A 22065-nucleotide genomic window follows, 5' to 3' on the forward strand; every position below is an offset into this window, starting at 1 on the left:
TCACCTGCTTTCTTAGCAAACAAGAATTGTTCATTAAGTTTAGCACGTCATAATGATGAGTATCAAGTTAGAGGTTATTCAACGATTGAAATTCTTTAAACCGCCGATGAACAGTTGCTTTTGAAACGTCATAACCTAAACCTCTTAATGTCGCGGCTATTTCATGAAACGTAAGCTCTCGGTTACGAAGCTTAACAATTTCTTCAATCGGGAGCTCCTTTTTTTCACGACCGCCTCCAGCACGTCCTTTAAAATTTTCATGAGGCTTGTACCCTTGGCTAATTGCCGATAAAACACCCCGTTTAATTTTTACATTATGTAATTTACGTTGATACTCTTCTACAACTGAAACGATATCTAATACCATTGTGTCAGCTTCTGATAACTGAAGCTCGCCCTGGTCACGAATAGTATAAATCTGGATACCAAACTTTCGCAATTGATGGATAATAGCCATTTTTGCATTGCCTCGTCCAATTCTTGTATCATCCTGAATTAATAAAATAGTCGCTCTTTGTTCTCGAAAGAGAGAGAGTAGTTCCAAAATTCCATCTCTATCGACATCATATCCACTAGCTGTTTCTTCAATTGTCCGAATGACAAATAAATCATACTCTTTTGCTACTCCTTCTAATTCTACTCTTTGTCTGTGTAACGATGTTTGTTGAACCTCTTTAGTTGTACTAACCCGGCAATAAATTATCGCTTTTTTCATTGTTCTTCTTCAAAAACAAAAGCCGTCGAGGAATTATTGTCAGGAACGGAAAGTTCTTCCTCATAAATGTTAACTGAATTTAAGGTTACACCTTCATGATTTCCAGAATTAGCCGTGAACAAAATCGTACTATAAATAAAAAGTAATGTTAAAATCGCTGCAACAACTATAAATTTTTCTTGGCTTGATAGGTTCTTTATCATTTTATATCACTCCTATGAGAATGCTTGTTCTTATTTTATGATAAACGAGAACGTTCGTTTGTGTCAATAACTTTTTAGAACCTATGTTTGCATTACATACGTTCGCATGGTACAATTTAGCTAATTAGGAAACAGGAATGAGGTGTATCAATGTCAAAACTATCAAAACGGCAACAGGAAATACTAGATTATATAAAAAATGAAGTAAGAAAAAAAGGATATCCACCGTCTGTTCGTGAAATTGGTGAGGCTGTTGGGCTTGCCTCAAGCTCTACTGTACATGGTCACCTTTCTCGCCTTGAAAAAAAAGGACTTATACGTCGCGATCCTACAAAACCACGGGCTATTGAGGTAATAAATGTTGATCCAGTTTCCATTGTTGAAGAAAGACAAACAATGTATGCTCCAATTATTGGTAAAGTCACTGCAGGACTTCCAATAACTGCAATTGAAAACATTGAAGATTATATGCCCCTCCCCGAACACTTGATGAGCAATGAACAAGTGTATGTACTCGTCATTCAGGGTGAATCAATGATTGAAGCAGGAATTTTTGATGGTGATATGGTCATTGTTAGGCAACAGAGTACGGCAAATAATGGTGATATTATTGTCGCTATGACCGAAGATGACGAAGCTACCGTTAAACGTTTCTTTAAAGAAAAAGATTACATTCGTCTTCAACCGGAAAATTCAACAATGGAACCAATCATTTTACGAGATTGCACCGTTCTTGGAAAAGTAATTGGCGTGTTTCGCACAATTCATTGATTATCCTCCTTCGAATATATGAAGCTTGTCCGGTTAATATGCAAAAAAGCATCGAATAAATCATTCGATGCTTTTTTGCATATTTCTTAGTAACCGTAACCATATCCATATCCTGGTACGCCTGCTTCTACTCCGTAGCCACCTGAAAACCAGCTTGCACCAACAATTATCAATAAAATAAATAAAACGACGAGTAACGCAAAGCCTCCAGTGTAACCTGTTCCTGCAACTGCTCCTGCTGACATGTAACAACACTCCTTTTTAAAAAATCAAATTAACCTTACGTTTACACTGTATGCAGACTTCAAAATTTTGTTTGGGCGCAACTTTAATTTACCGCTGCTTAGTTTGAATAACTTTTCTGTATAGTATCAGGTTTTTTTCTATGGTAAACTAAAGATCATTAAGTAAGGGGGGGTTCCATGCACAACAAAAAAAACAAACCACAGTCCAAAAACACAAGTTTGTTTGCGTTCATTTTAGCTATCTATAACTTTCATAAATATAAATTTTACTCAAAAAAACAATTAACTCGTTATAATATTCTTTTGTTTCTAACTTACATAGGACTCATTCTTATCCTTCTCCCACAACACTTATTTTCAACAACAGATGTTATTGGCATCTATTTTATTATTATTATTTTTCCACAAATGTTAAAGATGAACAAAATTAAACGATTGAATAGGTAGCACGCAGAATTTGCGTGTTTTTTCATTACAAAAAAACCCTTAACACGAGTTGTGTTAAGGGTTTTATCTTCTTAGTAGTTCTCGAAATATTGGTCGCGTTCCCAAGGATGAACTTGAGTACGGAACATATCCCATTCAATTTCTTTTGCTTCGATAAAGTGTTCAACCGCATGCTCTCCTAAAGCTTTAATTAGCACGTCATCTTTTATTAACGCTTCAATTGCATCTTTAAGTGTAGCAGGTAAATCATTAATTCCTTCTTCAACACGCTCTTCTTTACTCATCACGTAAATATTACGATCCGTAGCTGGAGGAGGAGACATTTTCTTTTTAATTCCATCAATTCCCGCTGATAGCATTGCTGCCATTGCCAAGTATGGGTTAGCTGCTGGATCTGGGCTACGTACTTCAATACGTGTACTTACACCACGCGAAGAAGGTATACGAACAAGTGGACTCCGATTGCGCATTGACCAAGCCACGTAAACAGGTGCTTCATAACCAGGAACCAAACGCTTATATGAGTTTACAATTGGGTTAGTAATTGCCGTAAATGCTTCTGCGTGAGCTAAAATCCCTCCTAGAAATTGTAGCGCTGTCGTACTAAGCTGAGATTCTGTGCTTTCATCGTAGAATGCATTGCCTTCCTTCGTAAACAATGACATGTTACAATGCATTCCTGAGCCATTTACTCCAAAAAGTGGCTTTGGCATAAATGTCGCATGTAAACCATGCTTACGTGCAATTGTTTTAACAACGAGTTTAAATGTTTGGATATTATCACAAGTTTGAACAGCGTCAGCATATTTAAAATCAATTTCATGCTGACCAGGAGCCACTTCATGATGAGAAGCTTCAATTTCAAAGCCCATATCCTCAAGCTCAAGAACAATATCACGACGGCAGTTTTCACCTAAGTCTGTTGGCGCAAGGTCAAAATACCCACCTTTATCATTTAATTCAAGGGTTGGTTCACCCTTTTCATCATTTTTGAATAAGAAGAACTCTGGTTCAGGTCCAATGTTAAACGCTGTGAATCCAAGGCTTTGCGCTTCTTTTAGAACCCGTTTAAGGATACCTCGTGGATCTCCTGCAAATGGTGTTGGCTCCTCCCCAGGCTTTCCTGGTAAATACACATCACAAATTAAGCGAGCAACGCGTCCTTTTTCAGGAGTCCAAGGGAAAATGACCCATGTACTTAAATCAGGGTATAAATACATATCTGACTCTTCAATACGAACAAATCCTTCAATTGAAGAACCGTCGAACATCATCTTATTATCAAGAGCCTTTGTTAGCTGATCTACTGGAATTTCAACATTCTTAATTGTACCTAGTAAATCTGTAAATTGAAGGCGAATAAAACGAACATTATTTTCTTGAGAAATACTTAAAATATCTTCTTTTGTATATGCCATTATGTAAACCCCTTCCAACAAAATATTTATTAAGAAAAGTCTTCCTAAAACTAGTAGGAAAACTTGTTCTTCTCAGGTAATCTAGTGAAAAAATCTTGATAACTGTCCTTGTATTATTGAAGCTCGTCCATGACGACCAGCCATAAACAAATCGTGCTTAAGATGTTTACGCAACTCGCTATCTGTCATTTGTTTGTTTGCACGTTCTTTTTCTTGCTCTAGTGCGCGGTCTTTTACTTGCTGTTTCATTTGAATAATTTGTTTAATACCAGAAATATTAACGCCTTGTTCAAGTAAGTTCTTAATTTCAAGCAACCTATCTACATCTTGAAATGAGAACAATCGTTGGTTACCCTTCGTTCGTGCTGGTTTAATTAAATCATTTTGTTCATAGTATCGAACTTGTCTAGCGGTTAACTCTGTTAGTTGCATCACGATACCGATTGGAAACAACGGCATGTTACGACGAATGTGATCATTCATCCCTTTACCCTCCTTAGCTTCCACTATTTATGTTACTAAACGGTCGATCAGATGTCAATCAAACGTCACCTAACTTCACATATAATTAATTTGAACACAAACTTAACCTTATCCAAGGTTTATTTAGAAGATAACAAGTGATCTAAAGCTTGAATAACAGCAATCTTGACATGCTCGTAGGTTAAGCCGCCTTGTACGTAAGCGATATATGGTGGACGAATAGGTCCATCAGCTGTTAGTTCAATGCTTGCCCCCTGAATGAAGGTCCCTGCTGCCATTATCACATCATCTTCATAGCCTGGCATTGGACTTGGATGTGGGACAACATGGGAATTCACAGGTGATGCCATTTGGATTGCCTGACAAAAAGCAATCATCTGCTCTGCATTCTTAAATCGAACCGATTGAATTAAATCAGTTCGACGCTCATCCCAATGTGGAGTTGTATTCAAACCAGCTTTTTCTAAACAGGCTGCTGTAAATATGGCTCCCTTCACCGCTTGAGCCACGACATGAGGAGCAAGAAAAAATCCCTGATACATTTCGAGAAGGCTATATAGACTTGCTCCACCTTCCGCACCAATCCCTGGTGCCGCTAAACGAAATGAAGCGCCTTCAACGAGCCCGGCTTTTCCGACAATATACCCCCCAGTCTTAACAATCCCACCACCCGGATTTTTAATTAACGAACCAGCCATAATGTCAACTCCTACATGGCAGGGTTCTAATGTTTCTACAAACTCACCGTAGCAGTTATCGACAAAAATAATAACATCTTCTTTCACTGCTCTAACTAGTCGAACCATTTCTCCAATTTGACTAACTGTAAATGAAGGTCGATCACCATATCCTTTTGAGCGCTGTATGCCAATTACTTTTGTTTTATCTGTAATCGATTGACGAATCAACTCTATATTAATCCAACCTTCTTCCGTTAAGGGAATCGCTTGGTAACCAATTTGGAATTCTTTCAGTGACCCTTGTCCTGAACCACGGATTCCGACGATTTCTTCAAGGGTATCATATGGCTTTCCAGTAATATATAATAAATCGTCTCCAGGACGAAGGAGACCAAAAAGAACAGTTGCAATAGCGTGCGTTCCTGAAATGATTTGTGGTCTAACAAGAGCGGATTCTCCTCCAAACACCTGCGCATAGATATCTTCTAATGTTGATCTTCCAGCATCATCATACCCATACCCTGTTGAAGGAGTAAAATGAAAATCTGAAACCTGATTTTCTTTAAAAGCATTCATTACACGTGCTTGGTTCTTAAGAGCAATGGTATCAACTTCCTGATGATGACTTGTAATTTGCTCTTCTACTTCTCGAACAAGAGGTTCGATTGTTTGTTGGTTTCTTAATAATTCAAACATCTATTTACTCCTTCTCTTTCATCCTACCGGAAAAAATATGCCCAAGAGCTGATTCAGGGAGCATAAATCCTTCTACATGATAATAATGCTCTTTCTCATCCCATTCTTGTTTTACAACAATCGTCTCCTGTCGACACTGGGAAAGTAATTTACCTTCTGTCGATTGTATCGTCAAAGAGTAGGGAATCATTAGAGCTTTTATCTCATTTTCTATTTCACATAATAATCGTGATAAATCTTTTTCATTATAAGCACTTATTTGTAAAGACTTTTCACGATGATTCGGAATAAAATCCTCTGTTTCATTGTCACTCTTATTATAGATGACTAATTGTGGAATTGCATCCGCTTTTAACTCAAGGAATAACTTTCGAACCGTTCTTTCATGCTGATCGTAGTCCGGATTTGAACAATCAACGACATGCAAGAGAAAATCAGCTTGCTGAAGCTCTTCTAGGGTCGATTTAAACGAAGCGATAAGTGTAGTCGGTAAATCTTGAATGAATCCTACTGTATCTGATAATAACACAGAAAACCCACTCGGTAGGGATAGTTTTCGTGTAGTCGGGTCTAGAGTAGCAAAGAGTTTATCTTCTTCAAGAGTACCGGCTTCTGTCAACCGATTTAATATCGTTGATTTTCCAGCGTTCGTATACCCAACGATAGCAATTTGAACTGATGAATTTAGCTTACGACGGTCACGGTAACGCTCTCTATGATCGACAACGGTTTTTAACTGTCTTTCAATCTCATTCATTCTACGTCGGATATGGCGACGATCTGTTTCAAGCTGAGTTTCACCTGGACCTCTAGTTCCAATTCCTCCGCCCTGCCTTGAGAGTGCTTGTCCCTGTCCCATTAAACGTGGAAGAATATAACTTAACTGAGCTAATTCAACTTGAAGTTTCCCTTCTCTTGAACGTGCACGTGATGCAAAAATATCAAGTATGAGTTGAGTCCTATCTATTATTGGAACATTGCACTGTTGATGAAGATTTCTCATTTGACTTGATGTTAATTCGTCATTAAAGATAACAATATCAGCTTCTAACTCTTCAATTAATGCCGTGAGCTCTTGTACCTTGCCTTTTCCAATATAGGTTGAGGATTCTACTCTGTCTCTTTTTTGGTCAATCACACCGACCACCGTTCCTTTGGCTGTTTCCGCTAGACTTTTGAGCTCATTCATTGACTGTTCAAATTCATCCTCTGTTTTTTGAATATTACATCCAACTAATATAACCCGTTCTAGCGTTTCTCTCTTTACATCTTGCAATATTATCCCACCTTTTTATGCTATACAATTATTGTTAACTTTTTTATTTTGAATGCATTAGAGTTGCGCAGCAGCCTTTTCTTGACTATTGACTAGAAAATTGTGGTTTCCTAAACACTAAGAAAAGCCGAGTCTTCACCCGGCATCGACACATTTAATTAAGCTTAACATGAGACGTGTCAAAATTAAAATCTTCTTTCATAATTGTTACTAAAGAATCTCGATCATATAATCCTTGTCGGAGCAATCGTACAGCTTGAATGCGAATGGCTTCCTCTATAATATTACGAATATAACGACCATTGCTAAATGTTCGTTCCTGTTCGAGTTTTAATTTTTTTAAATGCTCCTTCACATGTCGCTCACTTTCCATCGTTAACTCATACTCCCTCTCATTAATCATGCGACGAACCATTTCCATTAATTCATCCGTTGTGTAATTCGGAAAGTCTATCGCTATTGGAAAACGAGAAGGCAAACCAGGGTTTAATGAGAGAAAATAATCCATCTCTCTTGAATAACCAGCTAATATTAGCACAAAGTCATGCTGTTGGTCTTCCATTGCCTTAACTAGAGTATCAATCGCTTCTTTGCCAAAGTCTTTTTCTCCGCCTCTTGAAAGCGAATACGCTTCATCAATAAATAACACGCCTCCACTAGCTTTTTTTATCACTTCTCTTGTTTTTTGTGCAGTATGACCAATGTATTCTCCCACCAAATCAGCGCGTTCAACCTCAATTAATTGTCCTTTTGCCAATACTTCCATCTCATGAAAAAACTTTGCGATGAGCCGTGCGACGGTCGTTTTCCCTGTTCCTGGATTCCCTTTGAAAATCATATGAAATACTTGTTTGGATGTTTTTAACCCATGCCCTTCCCGACAACGGTTGATGTAAAGCCAGGCATAGATTTCCTTGATTAGTCTTTTTACCTCTCCTAAACCAACATACTCTTCTAATTCCTTTTCAAAGTTTTCTAATATTTGATGCTTCTCTTTTTCCTCTTCAGTTAGTAAAAGCGGATTACTTGTTTGCTCCTGTTTATTTTGTTTATGATTAAGTACAACATTAATTCGTCCATTTTTTCTTGTATGCATTGGGTTACTCATGATGTCACCCCTTCAATGATTCACGCGCCTTACTCATAGTATACGCAGTAAGCCCAAATTTGTGACTCTTGCCTATTTCTTTCCATAAGCATTCTTAGAAAATCTGCTATACTTATGTATAGAAAGTGAGGATTTAAAGTATGAATGAAAAAGCATTACCTTCATTTGCTGATGACTTTATACAAGATTTAACTGAAAAAGATAGACAACCTTCGACGATTAAACGGTATACGTATGATTTATTGGATTTCTTCGAATGGCTTGAGATTAATAGTGGTACACGCTCATTCGAGGCGTGGAAAAATTTAACCCCCGCGATGATAGAACAGTTTTTTACATATCTTATTAAGAAGCGAGACTATAAAGTTAGGACCGTTCGACGTATTTATTCCGTCTTAAAACAACTAGCGCTCTCTCATTCTCATTCTGTTAAAACGCATGCCATTTTTTCTTATTCTCCTCCGGATTTAAAACAAACAGCTCTACAAACTTCTGAATGGATTTCTTACAATGAAGAAAAAATCCTAATATCTACAATTTCATCGTTGCACGGGCTTAGTGAGAAACAACAACAAGTACGCCCTCATTTTTCAGGTCGAAATGAATTAATTATTCGTTTCTTTCTGAGCTATGGGCTTTCCCTTAAGGAAACAGCTCAACTTACAATGCACGATATTCGTTTTGAAAAAAATGAATTAATCATTGAGAATCATGATCGCTCAAGAAGAATTGTTCACTTAAGTAAAAGTGATAAACAACTTGCATATGGTTATTATTCAACGATACCCGAACCTGTTAGACCACGCCTTTATAGTTCGGATCCTTTCTTTGTTGCTTATGATTTTCAACGAGGAACTTTTCGCTGGTCCTATGAAGCCGACCAGCCAAAAGCATTAACAGAAATCGCTATTCAAAAAATGCTTCGGCTCGAAGTAGCTCGCGCAGGTTTACGGAAGGGCATATCAGCACAGCATTTACGAAATACCTATATATTGCGAAATCTTATTAAGAAAATTGACATTGACACCCTTGTCCAAAATCTCGGTTTTCGTAATCCACTCTCTTTACAACGTTATTTCTATACCATTAAATTCATGCCGAAAAAAAACCTTAATCTATTATTGCCTGAAGATTATATGTAAAGAAAAAAAGACCCTTCGACATTTTTTTCGAAGGGTTTTTAGCATTATTACTCTGTTTCTGACTTAAGTTGAACGTTTCGTTGAGGAGCAAATGTTGAAATGGCATGTTTGTAAACAAGCTGTTGCTTACCTTCCGTTTCTAAAATAATTGTAAAGTTATCAAAAGCCTTCACGTGTCCACGAAGCTGGAACCCGTTCAGCAAGAATACCGTTACTGAAATATTATCCTTACGTAGTTGGTTTAGAAACTGATCTTGGATATTAATAGGTTGTTTCATCGATTTGTCCTCCTCAAATTGTCTATCTCTTTATTTCGATATTTGCTGTAATTTTCCTTCAACGAATTTACGGATTTCATGAAATATTTCATCTTTTGATTGATTTGTCATATCAAACCACGTCGCATTCGCCTTATTTCGAAACCATGTAAGCTGTCTCTTTGCATATCGTCTTGAATTTTGTTTTAGTCTATGTATCGATTCTTCCCTGGAACTGTTTCCTTTAAAGTAATCATAAATTTCTTTATAGCCTATTGCTTGAATGGATTGGCAATTATCAATCCCCTTGTCAAAAAGCATCTTTACTTCTTCAAATAAACCGTCCTCTATCATCTTATCAACACGTTGTTCAATTCGGCTATATAATTCGCTTCGGTCAAGTGTCAGACCAATCATGATAACATCGTATGGAGACTGAACATTCTCTTCTGTTTGCTGCAAAGAGAAGGGTATCCCTGTTGTATGATATACCTCTAACGCACGAATCACACGCCTAATATTGTTTGGATGAATTAATTCACTAGCCCCTTCATCAACATCAAGTAGTTTTTGATAAAGTTTTTCCGCACCATATTCAGCTGCAAATTGCTCTAAACTTTGACGGTAATCTGTATCCTCTATTGGCTTTTTCAGAAAATCAAACTGATGAATTACCGCATTGACATAAAGACCTGTCCCACCTACAAGCAAAGGCAGCTTGCTTTCTTCATTTAAAAAAGAAATTAAGGGTAAACAGCGTTCTTGAAATTCTGCAACAGAAAACGATTCGTCAGGGTTTTTAATATCAATTAAATGATGTGGAACCCCTTCCTGTTCCTCCTCAGTTACTTTTGCTGTGCCTATATCCATTCCTTTATACACTTGCATTGAGTCACCACTAATCACTTCTCCATTTAGCTCTTTTGCTAAATAAACACCAAGCGCCGTTTTGCCTACCGCCGTTGGGCCAACTATGACTATTAATTTTTCTTTCATCATCTTCTCCCTTTTTGATTGCTTTCAAACATAGTACTTGAAGTTTTTATACTTGAATATAGCCATAATGAAACGAAGCATGCTGTCGCCGCATAACAGTAAAACCAAATTGCCCAAAACGTTTGCTTTGCCAATCGTCTTTAAGCACAACGCGTTTAGTCGCTACGCGTAGAGCCTCATTGATTATTTCATTTGATAACGTATCTTGACACGCAAACGCTTTTAAACCTTGAATACCTTTTGAAGCTGTAACCGTATTTTCAAACATGGGGTCGAAGTATATAACATCGAATGCATTCTCCTTTTGCTCTTTAAGATAATCTAAATGATTCGTATGGATTACCTCAATTGCTCTCATTGCTTCTATTAAGTCTGGAGTGCCTTCTAGCCAAGACTTTAAACCATATTTGACCAAGTAGGCTAAATGTGGATTTGCCTCAAGACCTACAACCTTACCTTCTTTGCCAACAGCTATTTGAGCCACGAGGCTATCGGAAGCTAGTCCCAAAGTGCAATCTAAAAAATGCATCCCCGTTGCTAGTTGAGCTGTCTCAATTAAAGGGTCATAGTTGGTTTTTTTATATTGTTTAACTCGGAACATCGCTGAATTTGGATGATAAAAAAAAGGCTCAGCATAATGTTGATGATAGAGAGTTATTTTTCCTTTTCCAACAATTAAAACATGCTCTCCATACTTTTCAATCATAGCATCCACCGATTGTTCATCACGCTTTACAAAACGTCCATTCACTTGCTCTGCAAACATAACTGCTTTTGGGATGAGTTGGTCTGCTCCTTTTCTTGCAGTAGTCACAATCATTTACATGTTCTCCTTCTACAACCCTAGTCTACATAACTCTCTTAAACATTTTTTCAAGCTCATAGGTTGAAAAGTGAATAAGAATTGGACGCCCATGAGGACAAGTAAATGGATTGCTCGTCTTTCTCAATGTTTCTAACAAAGCAAATATTTCATCGTGCCTTAAGTGCCTGTTTGCTTTAATCGCTGCTTTACATGACATGAGAATTGCTGCATCCTCTCTGAATTTAGCAATATCCACATGTTTTAGTTTCATTGCTTGCTCAACAATCTCTCGAATCGTCTCCTCCTCTTCTCCTTTTGGGAGCCAAGTAGGATGAGATCTCACGATATAGGTTTGATGTCCGAATTCTTCAAGAAACACACCTACAGCTTGAAGCTTTTTCTTATGTTCCTCAATTAATGTCATTTCCTGATTTGTGCATTCAATCGTAAACGGGACAAGTAGTTCTTGAAGTTCTGGTTCAACTTCAGCTACTTTCCCCCTGAAATACTCATATTTAATCCGTTCCTGAGCAGCATGTTGATCAATTAAATACATTCCATTTTCATTTTGTGCAACGATATATGTTCCATGCATTTGTCCTATTGGGTACAGAACAGGTACTCTTGTAGCACTTGACACAGAAACTTCAGCATCATTCACCCCTGATTTCTCCTCGTAACGAGATGTCACTTCACTAGGAGATAGATTTACCCATTCATCAGGTGGGGGTGGACTCTTTTGAAGAAAATCAGGTACATCCTGAACAGACTCATGCTTAGACTGTATCGACTCTCGAACATGCCACTTTTTATTGGATGAGACTTCCTTTGATAAAGAAGGTTCTTCCTCAAAGTCTAGAGCAACCTGTTCACTTAGTGGTTTTTCTCGTTTAGGAACTTGTACAGATGGAATTAACACTTCTTCCTTGAACACCTTTTTTATAGTATCTGTAATAAGCTCACTTAACTCGTCCTCTTTACTTAAGCGAACCTCAAGTTTAGAAGGGTGGACGTTTACATCTATAAGCGATGGGTCCATCTCAACCGATAAAACTACAATTGGGTAACGTCCTATCGGCAAAAGAGTATGATAGCCGTTTTGAATCGCTCTTGCTAGCGCGTAATTTCTAATATAGCGTCCATTGACGACAACCGACATGTATTGACGAGAGGCTCTTGTAATCTCTGGGAGAGCGATAAAGCCAGAAAGTTTGTAATCAAGGGACACACCATGAATCGCTCTCATATTCTTGGCGACACTTCGCCCATAAATCGCCGAAATGACCTGTCTCCTGTCATTATTCCCATTCGTTTTAAGTACTTCTCTCCCATTATGATAAAAATCAAAGGCAATATCGGGATGAGCAAGCGCTAAACGATTTATGATATCACTCACGTTTCCAGCTTCGGTATGAACTGTTTTTAAATACTTTAACCTTGCAGGAGTGTTATAAAAAAGATTCGTCACTATCACTTCTGTCCCTTGACGCGTTTTCGCTGCGTGACGGTCAGTAACTTTTCCACCCTCTAGAACGATTTTCGCTCCTGTTCCTTGCCCTATTCCTGTTTCCAATGTTAGATGAGCAACCGAAGCAATACTCGGCAACGCTTCACCACGAAATCCAAGGGTGCCAATTTTGAATAAATCACGGTCTGTTTTAATTTTACTCGTAGCATGTCGAAAGAATGCTGTTTCCACATCTTCGTCTTCGATTCCTTCACCATTATCGACAATTCGAATGGATGACAAACCACCTTCTTCAATTTCAATAAGGATATGAGTACTCTTTGCATCGATCGCATTTTCAACAAGCTCTTTCACAATGGAAGCAGGGCGCTCCACAACTTCTCCAGCTGCAATTTTGTTAGAAAGAAGATCGTCAAGTTTTATAATCTTTGCCATCTTATCAGCCTCCTATCTAAGACGTTGCTGCCATTCATTGATAAGTTGAATCGCCGCAATCGGCGTCAAATTCAAAACGTCTGTCTGCTTTAACTTTTCAATAATGTGTTTTTCATGTTGTTTTGAAAGCTGAGGTTTTTCCTTGATAGGTGGTTCATCCTCAGCAAATAAAGAAAGCTGTAAGATGTCTTCTGAAACTGGTTCCTGTTTAGTTCTTGTTTTAACGGCAGTTTCTTCGAATTGTTCTAGTAACTGCTCTGCCCGGTCCGTTACTTGCTTTGGTAATTCAGCCAGTTCTGCTACATAAATTCCATAGCTTCTATCAGCTTGTCCATCAATTACTTTATGCAAAAATACAACTTTTCCATCCTCTTCAATTGCTGAGACATGGACATTTTTCAAATCAAACAGATCATTCTCTAATGATGTCAATTCATGGTAATGCGTTGAAAAAAGAGTCTTAGCTTTGACTTTATCATGAATAAATTCAATAATTGCTTGCGCTAATGCCATCCCATCATAAGTCGAAGTTCCCCTACCAATTTCATCAAGTAAAATTAAGCTATTCTGTGTCGCTTTGGTTAGAGCATATTTCGTTTCAAGCATCTCAACCATAAACGTACTTTGACCGCTAGCCAAGTCGTCTGCTGCTCCAATCCGGGTGAAAACTTGATCGAAAATTGGTAATTTGGCCTCGCTCGCAGGAACAAAGCAACCGGTTTGAGCCATAACCGAAATGAGAGCCAATTGACGCATATACGTACTTTTACCTGCCATGTTCGGACCTGTTATAAGAAGCATACTACGGCCATCGTTCATGTGAACATCATTTGCAACATAGTCACCTTTGTTAATCATCGTTTCAACAACTGGATGTCGACCAGCTTTCACCGCAATTGTTCGTTCAGCTGAAAAACTAGGTTTCACATAATGATGGTGGTCACTTACGGCCGCAAACCCAGCTAATACATCTATTTCACTTAAGGTATGAGCCAATTGTTGAAGATCATGGACATATTCTTTAACTTGCTCACGAATGGAAACAAACAAATCATATTCTAATTGCTCCATTTTTTCTTCTGCTTCTAATATGATGGCTTCTTTTTCTTTTAACTCTGGAGTGACATACCGTTCGGCATTCGTTAAGGTTTGTTTTCTCTCATAACGGCCTTCTGGTAAATTAGCAATATTTGCACGAGTCACTTCAATATAATAACCAAATACCTTGTTATAGCCGATTTTAAGAGACTTTATTCCGGTTTCTTCACGCTCTTTTCGTTCCAACGCAGCGATCCATTTCTTACCGTTTACACTTGCATCCCGGTATGTATCAAGTTCTTCATTAAATCCATCTCGTATCATACCACCATCTTTAACAGAAATTGGAGGGTCGTCTAAAATACTTCTTTCAAGCAAATCAATTAATTCTTCATAAGAGTATTCACTTGAGAACCACTTCCCTTGAAAATGGGGGTCCATTTGCTTTAGCTGACTAATAATTGCTGGCATTCGCTGCAATGATCGCTTTAATTGGACAAGTTCTCGTGCATTTACACTCCCATATGAGATACGTCCGGCTAATCGCTCAAGATCATAGACGTGACGCAATTGGTCTCTTAGCTCTTCCCTTTCGAAAAAATGCGAAAGAAAAATGTCAACATTAGTTAATCGTTCCTCAATCTCTATTTGGTTAACAAGAGGGCGCTCAACCCATTTTTTTAATAGTCTTCCTCCCATCGCGGTGACGGTATCATCCAAGATGGATAATAAGGAGCCTTGTTTCTTTTTCTCACGTAGTGTCTCCGTCAATTCTAAATTGCGTTTTGAATGCAAATCTATTTTTAAATAGGAGTCAGCTGAATAATAGTCGACAGCCTGTAAGTGATCCAATGAACGTTTTTGTGTTTTCATTAAGTAGTTTAATAGTCTTGAAAAAGTCTTTTTTAATTTCTGCTGTTCTAGTCGCGCACAAATAGTGTCATAGGTTGAGCTTAGCTCTAGTTCATCCTCATAAGATATTGTCAGCTTTAATGAAGCTTGAACCTGGGCTAATATTACAGCATTAAAATCTGAACTTATGACAAGCTCTTTTGACCCGGAAGCCGCCACCTCTTGAATAACTTCCTGAATATCACTTACGAGCGTTACCGCGTTTTCACCTGTTGTTAAGTCAGATCGTGCAACTCCAAATGAACCGTCCTCAAATTGACTAACGGAACAAAGGTAATTATTTTCTTTCTCTTGAAGCATGCTCCCATCCATAATTGTTCCTGGCGTGAGAAGCTTGACCACTTCACGCTTGACAACCCCTTTTGCGAGCTTTGGGTCCTCCACTTGATCGCAAATGGCAATTTTATAGCCTTTTTCAATTAATCTCGTCATATATTGATTCGCAGAATGATGAGGGACACCACACATCGGAATACGGTCTTCCCCTTGCCCTCGTCCTGTTAATGTAATCTCTAATTCTCTCGCTGCTTTTTCTGCATCTTCATAAAACATTTCATAAAAATCGCCAAGACGAAAAAATAAAAAGGCATCCTGATACTGTGCCTTTATGTCTAAATATTGCTTCATCATCGGTGTATGTTGTGCCATCATTACTCCCCCAACGTCGTCCTTGTTCATACTTTATTATACCATAGTCGAAATCAGCAATCATTTGGAGAAACTTGTCTATGATACATTTCCTCCGTATGATGATTTTTTTATCAAAACGAGACGTTCTGAACTGTCAAAGGGAATAAAAATAAGCCAGAAAGGATATCTTCCTGGCTAGAGCGCACTATTTATCCAGTTCACCATGTAAAAAGTTTGGATCTAAACGTTCAAATTCTTCGTCAGACACCTCATCATCATACTCCTGCTTCGGCAATTCATCTAGAATGCCATTCGGATCAACAGCCACAGCTACTTTTGTTTCACCGATACATTCCACAATAAATTCCCGTTCTACCTGCACATCCACATTTGCACCATTTGTTGAAATGGTCGCTTCAAGCGTATTCGGTTGTTGAATCGCTCGAGCCATAACATCCATTTCATCAGAAAGTACATGTTCATCTTTCATCGATAGCGGAATGACATCTGTGTAAGTAACGGTTTGCGTCGCAACATCGGTTTTCGTATTTTTATTATACGAATACCAAACGTTGATGTCATAACTCCCCAGGACTTCAACGTTGTCGCCCTTCTTTTCTGCGCTGTACTTATGATTAATAATCCAACAGCCAAGAATGCTTGACGGTCTGTGGGAAGGGTTAATATGGTGCATAGTTTCTGAGAACTTGCGACCTTTTCCACATACCGCTTTTGTAATAATTTCGCGATAATTAAATTCACCTTTGTGAGACATGTAACAATACCCTCCTCTTTCTCATATCAAACCGAGTTGGTCGGTGACTCGTTCGGCAATGCTAGTATCGCTCCGCCAATATCTTCATTGTCATTCTATGCAGGGCGAATAACCATTGTGCAGAAAATGAAAAAAGATTATAAAAGCAAAGCACTATCTATAACACGATATGTGAGCAGGAGTGGAAATAGTACACGAATTACGTATAAAAAGGCAAAAGCCCCGCATACACGATACGAGGGCTTAGGAATAGCTTATTAACACCCCTCAAAATAAGGGTTTTTACTAGTTGTTCCTTTTAAGACATCGCCACCCATAGAAGTGATGATTTCATTCGTTACCGTCCTAGAAATCGTATTTGATATCATTTGCAAAAGTTCATTTACCTCTACTTGACTTTGTTTAAACTCTTGTACAAGTGGAATTTCATCAATCTCATCATGCAAAGAATCAATTTTAGCTTCAATTTCCTTCAATGCTTCTGACTTTCCATAATGCTGCAAATTGACTGCTTCTTTTTGAAGTTTCTTAATTTGAGCAATAAGCTCCTGGACGTTTAAATGGTCATTTATTTGCTTTTCTGCACGTTTGAAAAAATCTACTTCTTCTGTTTCAGCTAACATTTTTGCTAATTCTTGAGCTTTTAGTTTAATGTCATCCCTAGTATATGTTGTTGTCATTATGCTCTCACCTCCGCTATTTCAACCAAATCTCCATTAAGTGACCATGTTCTTGCCTCAGTTACCTTAACATAGACAATCTCTCCAATAAGAGACTTTGGTGCTTTAAAATTAACAAGACGATTTGTTCTTGTACGACCTGCTAGTATTTCTGGATTTTTCTTACTTTCCCCTTCGACAAGCACCTCAACTATTTTATCTTGATACTCAAGATTTTTTTTCGCGGAAATTTCATTTACAAGTGCGTTTAATCTAGCAAGTCTCTCCTTCTTGACTTCATGTGGAACATTATCTTCCATTTTTGCTGCAGGTGTTCCCTCACGCGGAGAGTAAATATACGTATAGGCACCGTCAAATTCAACTTCTTTTACAAGTGAAATCATTTCCTCAAATTGTTCCTCGGTCTCATTCGGGAACCCAACAATTAAATCTGTTGTAAACGAAGCATTTGGAATAGCATTCTTTATTTTTTTTGCTAGTTCTAAATACTGCTCACGTGTATATTTTCTTGCCATCAGCTTTAAAATTTCTGAACTTCCATGCTGAACAGGAAGATGAATATGCTCGACTAGGTTTCCACCCTGGGCAAGAACTTCAATTAGATAATCATCAAAATCACGTGGATGACTCGTCGTAAACCGAACGCGTGGTATATCAATTTTATGAATTTCAGCCATTAACTCTCCAAGACCAAATTTGTTACCCTCTAAGTCTTTTCCGTACGCGTTGACGTTTTGACCTAATAGAGTAATTTCTTTATAACCTTGCCTTGCCAAGTCACGAACTTCAGCGATAATATCTTCCGGATGACGACTCCGCTCTTTTCCTCGTGTGTAAGGAACAATACAGTACGTGCAAAACTTATCACAGCCGTACATAATATTTACCCATGCTAGTGTCTTTCCCTTACGAGCACGAGGCATATTTTCAACAATGTCGCCTTCCTTCGACCAAACTTCAATAACCATTTCTTTTCCATAGAGAGCATCACGTAATAAGTGTGGCAAACGATGGATATTATGTGTACCAAAAATCAAATCGATATGCTGATGCTTTTGCATAATGCGATTAACGACATTTTCTTCCTGAGACATACATCCACAAACACCAACAATTAATTCTGGTTTTTCTACTTTTAATGTTTTTAAGTGCCCAATTTCACCAAAGACTTTGTTTTCTGCATTTTCACGAATAGCACATGTATTTAATAAGATAACGTCAGCTTCTTCGGTCTCTTCCGTTGATTCAAATCCCATATCGAGTAATAGACCAGCCATGTTCTCCGAATCATGAGTATTCATCTGACAGCCATACGTTCTAATTAGAAATTTCTTACCATGTCCAATTCCTTTCATTTCATCAGGAACAATATCCTCTGGACGTAGCACTTTAATTTCTTCTTTACCGCGACGCTTTCCTTGCTTATAATCAGGCTGATCAAAAATTGAAATCTCTCTTCCTGCAATTTTTATCACCTTTTTATTATCTTCTTCGGAAAGAACCTTCGCATTTGAAAAATCGAAGTATTTACTATAATCTTTCTTTGCTTTTCCGTTCGAGGATTTTACGTCCTCTTCGGATTCTCCAATTGTATTTCCTTGGCGTCCAAGTCGTTGGTCTTCATTCATATGACAGACTCCTCCTATTAAAACGTTCAATACTATATTATACGTGGGTTTATCTACAAAAACAATGAGTTTCAACCGCCGTAAAAGAATCGTCAAGATTTACCTGATATTTATTTTCTTTTTTGTTGAACCGTTTTCCAAGTACCTCAAGTTTCATTGACGCATTAACAAAACAAGATAAGGGAGAAAAAACAAATAAAAAAAACATTTAAACAGGTTGCAATTATGGCTTCAGTCTTATCAATTGGTTTCACATCTTTCTCACAAACTTCTTTTGCTCTCACTCTGCCCCCAGAAATGAGACCCCTACCTCTACCGCTTATGCTAAAGATGTAGCTTGGCAACCTCGCCCAAGCTTTCAAAAAAAAGCACTTGAGATAGAACGCCTCAAGCCAAAGGCTTAGCTTGGCAACCCCGCCCAAGCTTTCAAAAAAAAGCACTTGAGATAGAACGCCTCAAGTGCTTTTTTTCTTACATAAATTCTGCCATCATTTTGTTGAATTTTTCTTCGTCTAGGTTTAGGTCTTGGGCTGAGAGTGGGTTTTCGTCATAGCCTTTGACTAGTTCTTGGTATGATGGTTGATTACTGTTTTGATAGATTAGACCCGTCACTAAGCCATTATGCTCCATCAGTGTTTGCATAGCTTGCATACGGTTTGCGGGGTCGTAGTTATCTATATCCGATAACTTTGTAATGTTCTCTTTAAACCAATCATACGTATTCACTTTGTTAAATGTTACACATGGGCTAAATACGTTAATAAGAGAAAAACCTTTATGATTTATCCCTTGCTCAATTAACGATGTTAATTCTTTTAAATCACTAGAGAAACTTTGGGCAACGAATGTTCCACCTGCAGTTAAAGCCATTTCCATGACATTTAATGCTGATTCAATCGTCCCACCTGGAGTACTCTTCGTTTTAAAGCCAGCGTCACTTCTAGGTGAAGCTTGACCTTTAGTTAACCCGTAAATTTGGTTGTCCATTACGATATAAGTAACATCAATGTTTCGTCTAATAGAATGAACGGTATGACCCATCCCAATGGCGAACCCATCACCATCACCACCAGAAGCGATAACTGTTAAGTCACGATTTGCCATTTTCACTCCTTGAGCAATTGGTAATACTCTTCCGTGTACTCCATGAAAACCATATGAGTTAATGTATCCTGAAATACGACCAGAACAGCCAATACCTGAGATTACTGCAAGATTATCCGGCTCAAGACCGACGTTTGCTGCCGCACGTTGAATTGCAGCTTGAACAGAGAAGTCTCCACAACCCGGACACCAGTTTGGCTTTACTTTATTACGAAAATCCTTAAACGTCGCCATGATTAAACCAACTCCTTGCATACTTGATGTAACTCTGCTGGTAAAAATGGATTTCCGTCATATTTCAAAACGTTCTCGATTTTTTCACTACCAACATTCATTTTTATAATATTTGCAAGCTGTGCTGTCGCATTGTTCTCAACCACAACTACTTTTTTTGCTTTATCCATTAATACCTTTAATTCATCTTTAGGAAATGGGTGAAGTAAGCGTATTTGTGCTAAGTTTACTTTAACTCCATCGGCTTCCAAACGAGGCATTGCTTCTTCAATCGTTCCACGTGTTGAGTTGACACCAACAACAAGTAAATCAGCTTCATCATGCACTGCATTCACATAAATTGGCGATTTAAAGGTCTTAGGAAGGTTACTTAACTTACGTAATCGTTTGTCCATTTGAGCTTTACGGTTTTCTGGACTTTCGGAAGGTTTCCCCGTTTCATCATGCTCGACACCTGTCACGTGGTGAATTCCATTTTTCATGCCTGGGATTACACGAGTTGATACACCATCTTCTGTCACTTCATAACGCTTGAAATACGCACTATTTTCACGTTCTGGAAGTTCTGCATGGATGTCAAGTTTACCACGTCGAATTTCAATTCGACTATAATCAAGAGGCTCCACAGTTTGCTTACCTAATGAAAGAGCTAAATCCGTCACTATGATAACAGGACACTGATATTCCTCTGCTAAATTAAATGCCTCAACCGTATCATAAAATGCTTCTTCCACAGTACTTGGGAGCATGACAATTTTCGGAATATCTCCGTGAGTACTATATACCATTGCCATCAAATCAGACTGCTCTTGTTTTGTCGGTAAGCCCGTACTTGGACCCCCACGTTGGGTATCTACGATAACCACTGGTGTTTCTGTCATACCTGAGAGTCCAATTGCCTCCGCCATCAAAGATAAACCAGGACCAGCTGAAGCAGTTAATGAACGAACACCTGCATAGTTAGCACCAATTGCCATCGTACAAGCCGCAATTTCATCTTCTGTTTGAATAACAGTTCCACCGAACTCAGGTAACTTTTTAATTAAATACTCCATAATTTCAGAGGCGGGCGTAATCGGATACGCTGGCATAAAACGAGCCCCTGCAGCAACTGCTCCCATTCCAATCGCATCATTACCGATCATAAACATGCGTTTTTTTCCATCAGCCTCAGCTAATTGCAGATTACTAGAAATCGTGCCAGCTTCTGCTATAAAATGGTTTGCACCTGCACGAATAGCATCCATATTCTTCTCGACGACTGCTTGCCCTTTTCTCAAAAATAAATCTTCAACAACATCTTGATACGTCTCAGGAGAAAGACCAAGAATAGCACTAGATGCACCAACTGCTACCATGTTCTTCATTAAAGAAGTCCCTAATTCCGTTGCAATTTCTGTAAAAGGAACAGCGTATAATTTCGCTTCACTTCCTTCGGGCAATTCAGGATTAAACTTTGCATCTGCAATAACAATTCCTTCTTCTCTCAATTCATGAATATTAACATCAATCGTTTCTTGGTCAAAAGCGACAAGAATATCTAAATCATCTGAAATTGAGTTAAGAGGCTTTGTACTCACTCGGATTTTATTATTCGTATGACCACCTTTAATACGTGAAGAAAAGTGTCGGTACCCATACAAATAATAGCCAAGGCGATTTAAGGCTGATGCAAAAATTTCACCAGTACTTTCAATCCCTTCCCCTTGCTGTCCTCCTACTTTCCAAGACAATTGCTCTCTCATTCTATCCATCCCCTTTGGCGCATGCCATTCTATGTGTATTAACACTGATAATCTTTAATAGTAATGTCATTGTAGCATAAGTCCGAGTAATGTACTAGACTTACTCCGTTTTATGTAGATTTGAATATTTTATCTTAATCATTAAGCGATTTAATGATAGACCGAATGAATCTA

The 22065-nt window shown here is 38.2% G+C and carries 20 protein-coding genes and 1 pseudogene; 3 read left to right on the forward strand and 18 right to left on the reverse strand.

The annotated features are described in order from the left end of the window. Positions 1-67 precede the first annotated feature (67 nt). Together CEF19_RS01220 and CEF19_RS01225 are read right to left on the reverse strand one after the other, a co-directional pair. The gene (locus CEF19_RS01220) at positions 68-715 is read right to left on the reverse strand and encodes a YneB family resolvase-like protein (protein WP_100404392.1); all 648 of its coding nucleotides are present in this window, start codon (positions 713-715) and stop codon (positions 68-70) included. Then, complete coding sequence (locus CEF19_RS01225) at positions 712-918, reverse strand: hypothetical protein (protein ID WP_100404393.1); 207 nt, start codon at positions 916-918, stop codon at positions 712-714. Before CEF19_RS01225 ends, CEF19_RS01220 begins: the two co-directional genes overlap by 4 nt. A gap of 150 nt (positions 919-1068) precedes the next feature. Between CEF19_RS01225 and lexA the strand changes: the two genes are divergently transcribed. Continuing rightward, the gene (lexA, locus tag CEF19_RS01230; protein ID WP_100404394.1) at positions 1069-1689 is read left to right on the forward strand and encodes a transcriptional repressor LexA; all 621 of its coding nucleotides are present in this window, start codon (positions 1069-1071) and stop codon (positions 1687-1689) included. A 149-nt stretch (positions 1690-1838) separates the two neighbouring features. Here the strand turns inward: lexA and CEF19_RS23650 are convergent. After that, positions 1839-1934 (reverse strand): annotated as a pseudogene (locus tag CEF19_RS23650) (YjcZ family sporulation protein); the annotation flags it as partial. A 177-nt stretch (positions 1935-2111) separates the two neighbouring features. Here CEF19_RS23650 and CEF19_RS01240 point away from each other — a divergent pair. Next, positions 2112-2381 carry a hypothetical protein gene (locus CEF19_RS01240; protein WP_100404396.1) on the forward strand — a complete coding sequence of 90 codons (270 nt, stop codon included), beginning with the start codon at positions 2112-2114 and terminating at the stop codon, positions 2379-2381. A 71-nt stretch (positions 2382-2452) separates the two neighbouring features. Here the strand turns inward: CEF19_RS01240 and glnA are convergent, their stop codons facing one another. The 5 genes from glnA to spoVK form a co-directional block, all read right to left on the reverse strand. Beyond that, a complete protein-coding gene (glnA, locus tag CEF19_RS01245; protein WP_100408155.1) occupies positions 2453-3802 on the reverse strand; it encodes a type I glutamate--ammonia ligase in 1350 nt (449 codons plus the stop codon). A gap of 78 nt (positions 3803-3880) precedes the next feature. Further along, the gene (locus tag CEF19_RS01250; protein WP_100404397.1) at positions 3881-4282 is read right to left on the reverse strand and encodes a MerR family transcriptional regulator; all 402 of its coding nucleotides are present in this window, start codon (positions 4280-4282) and stop codon (positions 3881-3883) included. Positions 4283-4401: 119 nt separating this feature from the next. Then, a complete protein-coding gene (locus CEF19_RS01255) occupies positions 4402-5658 on the reverse strand; it encodes a methionine gamma-lyase family protein (protein ID WP_100404398.1) in 1257 nt (418 codons plus the stop codon). 4 nt (positions 5659-5662) lie between these two features. Continuing rightward, the gene (hflX, locus tag CEF19_RS01260; RefSeq protein WP_100404399.1) at positions 5663-6934 is read right to left on the reverse strand and encodes a GTPase HflX; all 1272 of its coding nucleotides are present in this window, start codon (positions 6932-6934) and stop codon (positions 5663-5665) included. A gap of 154 nt (positions 6935-7088) precedes the next feature. Continuing rightward, on the reverse strand, positions 7089-8042 hold the full coding sequence (spoVK, locus tag CEF19_RS01265; RefSeq protein ID WP_100404400.1) for a stage V sporulation protein K: 954 nt from the start codon (positions 8040-8042) through the stop codon (positions 7089-7091). Positions 8043-8182: 140 nt separating this feature from the next. On the opposite strand from spoVK, the gene CEF19_RS01270 reads away from it, so the two are divergent. After that, positions 8183-9184, forward strand: a complete 1002-nt coding sequence (locus CEF19_RS01270) for a tyrosine-type recombinase/integrase (RefSeq protein WP_100404401.1) — start codon at positions 8183-8185, stop codon at positions 9182-9184. A gap of 47 nt (positions 9185-9231) precedes the next feature. Here the strand turns inward: CEF19_RS01270 and hfq are convergent, their stop codons facing one another. The 10 genes from hfq to CEF19_RS01320 all read right to left on the reverse strand — a co-directional run bounded on the left by hfq (position 9232) and on the right by CEF19_RS01320 (position 21891). After that, a complete protein-coding gene (gene hfq / locus CEF19_RS01275; RefSeq protein ID WP_100404402.1) occupies positions 9232-9462 on the reverse strand; it encodes an RNA chaperone Hfq in 231 nt (76 codons plus the stop codon). Between the two features lie 30 nt (positions 9463-9492). Further along, positions 9493-10437: a tRNA (adenosine(37)-N6)-dimethylallyltransferase MiaA gene (gene miaA, locus CEF19_RS01280; RefSeq protein WP_100404403.1), complete on the reverse strand. Its 945-nt coding sequence runs from the start codon at positions 10435-10437 to the stop codon at positions 9493-9495. Between the two features lie 46 nt (positions 10438-10483). Then, positions 10484-11257, reverse strand: a complete 774-nt coding sequence (locus CEF19_RS01285) for a class I SAM-dependent methyltransferase (RefSeq protein ID WP_100404404.1) — start codon at positions 11255-11257, stop codon at positions 10484-10486. Between the two features lie 28 nt (positions 11258-11285). After that, complete coding sequence (gene mutL / locus CEF19_RS01290; RefSeq protein ID WP_100404405.1) at positions 11286-13145, reverse strand: DNA mismatch repair endonuclease MutL; 1860 nt, start codon at positions 13143-13145, stop codon at positions 11286-11288. A 12-nt stretch (positions 13146-13157) separates the two neighbouring features. Further along, positions 13158-15743 (reverse strand): DNA mismatch repair protein MutS, encoded by a 2586-nt coding sequence (gene mutS, locus CEF19_RS01295; RefSeq protein ID WP_100404406.1) that lies wholly within the window; start codon positions 15741-15743, stop codon positions 13158-13160. Positions 15744-15930: 187 nt separating this feature from the next. After that, positions 15931-16500, reverse strand: a complete 570-nt coding sequence (locus tag CEF19_RS01300; RefSeq protein WP_100404407.1) for an outer spore coat protein CotE — start codon at positions 16498-16500, stop codon at positions 15931-15933. Between the two features lie 257 nt (positions 16501-16757). Further along, positions 16758-17180 carry a YlbF/YmcA family competence regulator gene (locus tag CEF19_RS01305; protein ID WP_100404408.1) on the reverse strand — a complete coding sequence of 141 codons (423 nt, stop codon included), beginning with the start codon at positions 17178-17180 and terminating at the stop codon, positions 16758-16760. Continuing rightward, entirely contained in the window at positions 17180-18808 is a 1629-nt protein-coding gene (gene miaB / locus CEF19_RS01310; protein WP_100404409.1) for a tRNA (N6-isopentenyl adenosine(37)-C2)-methylthiotransferase MiaB, read from the reverse strand. The genes CEF19_RS01305 and miaB overlap by 1 nt, the downstream gene beginning before the upstream one ends. Before the next feature lie 471 nt (positions 18809-19279). Further along, positions 19280-20146: a 2-oxoacid:ferredoxin oxidoreductase subunit beta gene (locus tag CEF19_RS01315; protein ID WP_100404410.1), complete on the reverse strand. Its 867-nt coding sequence runs from the start codon at positions 20144-20146 to the stop codon at positions 19280-19282. A gap of 2 nt (positions 20147-20148) precedes the next feature. Further along, positions 20149-21891, reverse strand: coding sequence for a 2-oxoacid:acceptor oxidoreductase subunit alpha (locus tag CEF19_RS01320; protein ID WP_100404411.1), 1743 nt, complete (start codon positions 21889-21891; stop codon positions 20149-20151). Positions 21892-22065: the final 174 nt, after the last annotated feature.

This window comes from Bacillus solitudinis, from assembly GCF_002797395.1.
Classification (GTDB): Bacteria; Bacillota; Bacilli; order Bacillales; family Bacillaceae_D; genus Halalkalibacter_A; species Halalkalibacter_A solitudinis.